Genomic DNA, 6,153 nt, shown 5'->3' with positions numbered 1-6,153 from the left:
GATTCCTGTCCCACTCTCTGTTCCTTTTTGCATTTAGTAGCTAAAGATGATGGATTTGTCTGTATAAGTCGTTTTGGTTGACAGGTGTAATGATAGGAGTTACAATGAACTTATAAAATGAAACAGAGGTTATCGCTATGATTGACATTACTTATCTAGACGGTGCAAAACAAGAACGGGTCATGCATTTTGATTCTTATGAAGAATTTGAGCGTTCCCAACAGGCCTGCCTAATCGGGGTTGCGGATTATTTTCCAGTGACAAAATTGACCTATAATGGTCATGAGTTGGATTACCAAGGCACTTACGGAGATGTCTTCTTCTATTTGATGAAGCAAGACCTCGATCAATACAAAAACTAAAGGAGAAAAACAATGGCAAAAGCAATTACAGACGCAACATTTGAAGCAGAAACTAAAGAAGGCTTGGTCTTGGTGGACTTTTGGGCAACTTGGTGTGGTCCATGTCGTATGCAAGCTCCTATCTTAGAAAAATTATCGGAAGAACTTTCGGAAGATGAGTTAAAAATCCTGAAAATGGATGTGGATGAAAATCCAGAAACCGCGCGTGCTTTCGGCATTATGTCCATCCCAACTCTTCTTTTCAAAAAAGATGGACAGGTTGTCAAACAAGTCGCAGGGGTACACACTGCAGCACAAATTAAGGCTATTGTAGACGAGTTGAGTTAAAATTAATAGCACTCCCATTAGTAAGATAGGAGTGCTATTTTATATTCAAAGAAAGAGCCCAGTTCTTTTAAACGAGGAACAAGGTTCTTTTATCATCAATAATTCTTCTGTTTCGAGAAAAGTAACTTGAAATTTTTGGAGAGTTTTACATTCACAGTATCACATTTAGTATTGAAAAGATTGAATAGCTTCTTTCAAGTCAGCTTGTAAAATGTTTCTTTGGTCTAGTTGGACATAGACTTCTAACAGACAAGATCTGAAGTTGGAAAATTTATAAAAATCTTCTCTTTCTTCTATCGGAAAATCAACAGCTTTTATCCAAGAAGCTACCTGTTCTTGCTCTAACTTTCCCTGTAAAATAGGTTCATAAAGCACTCTCGCCAAGCGCCAATCCTCATCACTGGTAAAACGAATTGAAATTCTTTTAAAGATTTGGCCAAGTATGTTAAAGACTTCAGGAACTCTGTTTTTAGGAAAGTCGGGATGACAAGCCACCTCTGTCAAGAGATCCGCTCCATGTGCAAAAGCGTGAACCCAACCATACTGGCTTGAAAAACTAGTTGTATCCTTTTCTTTTGAAAGATAGTATAAGCCTTGATGTAAAAGGACCGTACGGATTTCCGCTTCTAACCCCTGATAAAAAATCGATTGCGGGTTGGCATCAACAGACAAGAGATTTGCATAAATCAGTGCCCTAAACGAACGTTCAAGTGTAGGCAACCCTAGCTTATCAATCTCTTTTTCTACTCCTTTATCGGACGAAATCGTCTCAGCAATGAAATGAAATTGTTCCTGTGTAAATAGCTCTTCTTGCAACCCTCTAGCCAAGCTTGTAAAAACGAGATCATCGCGAATTTCTGGTGAGGGGTCTCCTAAATGTTCCAGCAACCACTGGATTTCTTCTCGACGATAGCTTGGTTTTTCTTCTGTTACTTTATTTTGTAATTCTTGATACATCCCTAGCACCTCTGCATTTATACTAGCTTATTTTAGAGTTAGCTGTAGAAGAGTTTATTCTCCCAACTCTTCACTATAAGCAATAATCTGATCCACAGTATCTGAAAGGAATTGAATCGTATCGCGAAGTGGTTTGTCAGTTGAGATATCTGCTCCGATAATCATGGCTGACTCAAGTGGGGTCTTGCTGCCGCCTGATTTGAGAAGGTCCAGCCAATCTTTGGCTCCGTTTTCGGAGTTCTTCAAGTGCAGGTAACCGGCTGTTGAGATAACCAATCCAGCTGAGTAGGTATAGCTGTATAGTCCCATGTAGTAGTGGCTTTGGCGCATCCAGGTCAAAGCTGCATCGTCATCGATTTCAACAGCGTCTCCCCAGAATTCGGTCAAGACTTCCTTCATGATGCTGTTGAGCTTGCTAGCGCCGAAGGTTCCACCTTCTTCAATCAGGGTGTAGACCTTGCGTTGGAAGGCTGCTTCCAACAAGTGGGTGATGAAGTTGTGGAAGTAGGTGTCTGTCAAACGGTGAGCCAAAGCAAAGCGTTTTTGACGAGGGTCGTCAAACTGGTGTTCCAAATAGTCGCTAAGGAGGAGCTCATTAAAGGTAGAAGGAGCTTCCACATAGTAGGTCGACATGTGGGCGTTGAAGTAGCTTTGGTTGTTGTCTGAAAAGATAAATTGACCAGAGTGTCCGATCTCGTGGATCAGGGTGTAGACATCGCTCAAGCGTCCTGTCCAGCTCATGAGGACATAAGGATGGACGCGGTATGGATCGGCCGCATATCCACCGGAATCCTTGCCTTCATTGGCCGCAAAGTCGACCCAACGTTCGGTTTGGTAGCGAGCAATTTCGTGTGAATATTCTTCTCCAAGAGGTGCCACAGATTTCATGACCAAGTCATAAGCATCATCAATGGTAACATCTGGGTTGAGCGCACTGTCCAAGTCCAACTTCCAATCAGCAAAGGTCATTTTCTCAAGGCCGTTGACCTTGGCCACGTGTTTGAGGTATTTTTGAGCAACCGGAGCGAAGTCCTTCATGATCAGGTCAATCTGACGATCAAACATGGCACGATCCACTTCCTGCTCAGCCAAGAGATAGTCAAAGACTGAGTCGTAACCTCGCATATCTGCGATCAGTTTTTCTGATTTGACTTGGGCTAGATAGGTAGCAGCAGCCGTGTTTTGGTGCTTGCGGAGACCTTCTGAGAAGGAACGAAAGGCTTTTTCACGGACTTCCGCATTCTCATGGTTTTGGTAGAAGTTTTCATAGGTGACAAAGCTATTCTTGTAAACTTTTCCATCCACTTCAAAATCAGCCATTTCAAAGTCACCTGCCCGCATCTTGGTATAGATGTCTTGCGGTCCGTAGAAGACTTCACCAAGGTTGGTCAAAGTTTTTTCCACATCAGCTCCCAAGTAGTGAGCTTTTTTGATTTTAGCCTGACGAATGGCAAAAGTGAGGTGAGGGAGTTGACCCAGGCGTTCAAGGACTTCTTCATCTGCTTCGACTAAGGCATCATCAAAGAAGGTTAGCTCTACGCTGGCCCAGGTTTCAAAATCCATCCCTGCTTGGGCAATTTCCGCAAAAGCTTCATCACCAAAGTCAGTCGTTTGAGGCATAAAGCTGTAGTTGCCAATGTGGCTGAGTTGGATCTGAATTTGTTCAAAGATGGCAAAGGCAGCTTCAAAGTCTTCAAAGGTGTGGAGGTTGCCCTTGTAGTTACGGACAAATTCATTGATTTCTTCACGGGTCTTTTCAATGGCACGCAAGAAGTCTTCCTGGTCTTGGTAGAGGGCTGTTAGGTCCCAGAGTTCGTTTTCAGGAAATTCAGAACGTTTCTTTAATTCCATAGTGTTTCTCCTTTTGATCGGTATTCTTTCATAAGTATAGCAGAAAAAAGGGGAGAAACATAGAGGGAGACGAGATACTTAGGTGAAAATCTTGAAAATAAGTGGAAAAAACGACCATTTTTGATATACTAGGATAGATATGAGGAGGTTTTTATGAAAAAGGTTATTATTTCACTATTGGCGGGTGCATCCGTTTTATCTTTGGTGGCTTGTGCGCCGAAACGCTATGAGCGCCAAAGCAAACCAAAAACGGCCACGTCATCAACGGTTAAAAAAGAAAAGAAGGATACAGGACAGAAGTATTATCAAGCGGTCTTGGAGCGGTATGCCAAGTATGATACAGCTCTTAAAAATGGCGATAAAACGGGGCTCTCTGAGGAATTGGGTAAGATACCAGCCGGTTCAGAAGAAAATATCTATCTGGATGCCTTGGAACGCTTGGGAACTCCGGTAACCTTCCAGTATGCTTTTGCAGACCTGAACCAAGATGGTGTCGATGAACTTTTGGTATCTAATCAATACACGGAAAACAAACAATATGTTTCTGCCATCTATTATTTAAAAGGACAAGAACCCGAATTGCTCCATACGGCCTACACAGCTGCAGTAGGTGGCTATCGCTCCAGTTTAGATGTTTTTGACAATGGGCAAATCGTCTATGCTACTTGGCAATCCCTGAATCCAGAGCAGGAATTGACCCTTTATTCGCTAAGAAAAGGGGGAGCCAAGGAAGAAAAGAAAGCGACCATTCAAATGGGTGGGAACCAAACAACTGAGCAAGCCCTTGGGATTTCAGCCAAGAAGTTAGACCTCGCTAAGCTCGATTGGAAAAATTTTGACGGTAAAGGGAAATCCAAATCAACAGCTAAAGCGGAGGATAAGAAGACAGGTTTTTTCCAAGTCCAAGTTAGTGTATCGGATCTCCGTATTCGCAAAGAGCCCTCAACCTCAGCTTCATCTGCAGGAATGATCGCAAAAGGAACTCACACCATTACGGAAACTGTAGAGGCAGATGGCCACACCTGGGGCAAACTGGAATCTGGTCAAGGCTGGATCGCCCTTGACTTTACAACGCGTGTGGATGGTTCTAAATCAACTGCTTCAAGTAAGAAAAGTAGTGGGATGAACCTTCAAGAAATTCAGAACGGAAATTTCTCAAGTATCGCAGGGACCTGGAAAAATGGGAAAGGTTGGACATTAGTGTTTGGTGGAGGTGGATCGGCAGATCAAGTTTCCCTTAATGGTGAAAATATGCTGGTTAATCGAATTAAACCAACGGATAATCACCTTAGTGGAGGTTTCAGCAATCCTAAGTATCAGGTTGGTGGTGCAATTATAAGATTTATTCCAGCAGGAACATCCCTACCAGTATATGTTGAACAGATTGCAGATCCTTCTGATATTGGAAAAGACCGTATTTGGACAGGTCAATCAGCAGGGTGGGAAGTGAGCGACTTCTTCTACCGTGTGGACTAAAAAAGGAGACAAACATGAAAAAAATTGGAACCTATTTACTAGCTACTCTACTATTGATTTCCCTAGCAGCCTGCGCTCCAAAACGCTATGAGCGCAAGCATGGGCCAGTGGATTCTTCGTCTGCAACAAAATCGTCTGAGAAGGTCAGTGAAAAAACAGATGAAAGCCAGTCAAATGAAGAGGATGAGGAAGCGATTGGCACCTTGTCTAAGGCGGACGAGGCAGATATTCATTCCATTATCGAAAACAGTGCGTCTTTGACCTATTCGCTTCAGGTGCAACCGACTCGCTTGCTGGAGTTGAACAATGATCACGGTGCGATTGACGGTTACCCGCAAGATATGTTCATTGATTACTACAATACCTACACGCCAGAAACCTATCAGTTGCAAGATATCATTGATAAATTGGATGCAGAGAAGACGTCGGACTCTATCCGTAGTTTTTCTCAGGATAAATTGATTCAACTGGTAAATGACAAGAAAAAAGGCTGGCTCTATTCGACAAAAGATAAGGCCTTCTACGAAGTTGTACCTGGTGGTCGTGGAGGAGCGATGCCACCAATGGAGATTCCTTCGCCTGATGACTGGGTGATCAATGATGATTCCGTTGAAGTGACGACGACCATCCAAGGAACATCTGAACCCTACAGACGCTTTGTCTTGAAACGCAATCACAAAGAATACAAGGGTGGAACCCACAAAACACGCTTTTATGTGGACAGTATGGAATTCGCGAAATCGTAAAAATAAATAGAAGCTATACCTGGATCTAAAATTTTTATATAGGTCTCTAGGAAGATTCGCAGAAAAAGGCCCGTAAAGCCTTTTTCTTTTGGGCTTGAATATGTTAAAATAAAAGGTATACGTGCTTGGATACAAAGATGAGGATATAATATACAGATAGGCTGTTGAAATTCCTATCTCGTTGAGTTGCTTGACGGCCTTGGTATCTTGATAGTTGAACACGGGCTAAATCCCTAGTGAAAAAGATAGATTTCCTAGTGTGCGTGGCACACTGCGTCAATCTCCTATTTTCATACGGGATTCTTCACGCCCTTTGTATCCTGATGAACTGAATTTTGGCCTCATTTCTTAGGAAAAAAGATAAGTTTCCTAGCACTCATCGAGTGCGGCGTCACCTTCCTATTTTTCTACAGAAATGTTCGGCAAGCCGAACC

General features: G+C 42.7%; 6 protein-coding genes. 4 read left to right on the top strand and 2 right to left on the bottom strand.

Annotation, left to right across the window (positions count from 1 at the left end):
• Positions 1-137 precede the first annotated feature (137 nt).
• Both BTU61_RS08795 and trxA read left to right on the top strand, forming a co-directional pair.
• Positions 138-362 (top strand): DUF4649 family protein, encoded by a 225-nt coding sequence (locus BTU61_RS08795; protein ID WP_200773228.1) that lies wholly within the window; start codon positions 138-140, stop codon positions 360-362.
• A 12-nt stretch (positions 363-374) separates the two neighbouring features.
• Positions 375-689: a thioredoxin gene (trxA, locus tag BTU61_RS08790; RefSeq protein WP_200773227.1), complete on the top strand. Its 315-nt coding sequence runs from the start codon at positions 375-377 to the stop codon at positions 687-689.
• Positions 690-854: 165 nt separating this feature from the next.
• Here trxA and BTU61_RS08785 read toward each other — a convergent pair whose 3' ends face one another.
• Positions 855-1,646 (bottom strand): DUF2785 domain-containing protein, encoded by a 792-nt coding sequence (locus BTU61_RS08785; RefSeq protein WP_200773226.1) that lies wholly within the window; start codon positions 1,644-1,646, stop codon positions 855-857.
• A 54-nt stretch (positions 1,647-1,700) separates the two neighbouring features.
• Positions 1,701-3,497: an oligoendopeptidase F gene (gene pepF, locus BTU61_RS08780; protein WP_200773225.1), complete on the bottom strand. Its 1,797-nt coding sequence runs from the start codon at positions 3,495-3,497 to the stop codon at positions 1,701-1,703.
• A gap of 153 nt (positions 3,498-3,650) precedes the next feature.
• On the opposite strand from pepF, the gene BTU61_RS08775 reads away from it, so the two are divergent.
• Both BTU61_RS08775 and BTU61_RS08770 read left to right on the top strand, forming a co-directional pair.
• Positions 3,651-4,973, top strand: coding sequence for a DUF6287 domain-containing protein (locus tag BTU61_RS08775; RefSeq protein WP_200773224.1), 1,323 nt, complete (start codon positions 3,651-3,653; stop codon positions 4,971-4,973).
• 14 nt (positions 4,974-4,987) lie between these two features.
• Positions 4,988-5,719, top strand: a complete 732-nt coding sequence (locus BTU61_RS08770) for a hypothetical protein (protein ID WP_200773223.1) — start codon at positions 4,988-4,990, stop codon at positions 5,717-5,719.
• Positions 5,720-6,153 lie beyond the last annotated feature (434 nt).

It is taken from the genome of Streptococcus lactarius (genome assembly GCF_016642265.1).
Taxonomy (GTDB): domain Bacteria; phylum Bacillota; class Bacilli; order Lactobacillales; family Streptococcaceae; genus Streptococcus; species Streptococcus lactarius.
This window is presented reverse-complemented; position numbering and strand designations above follow the sequence as displayed.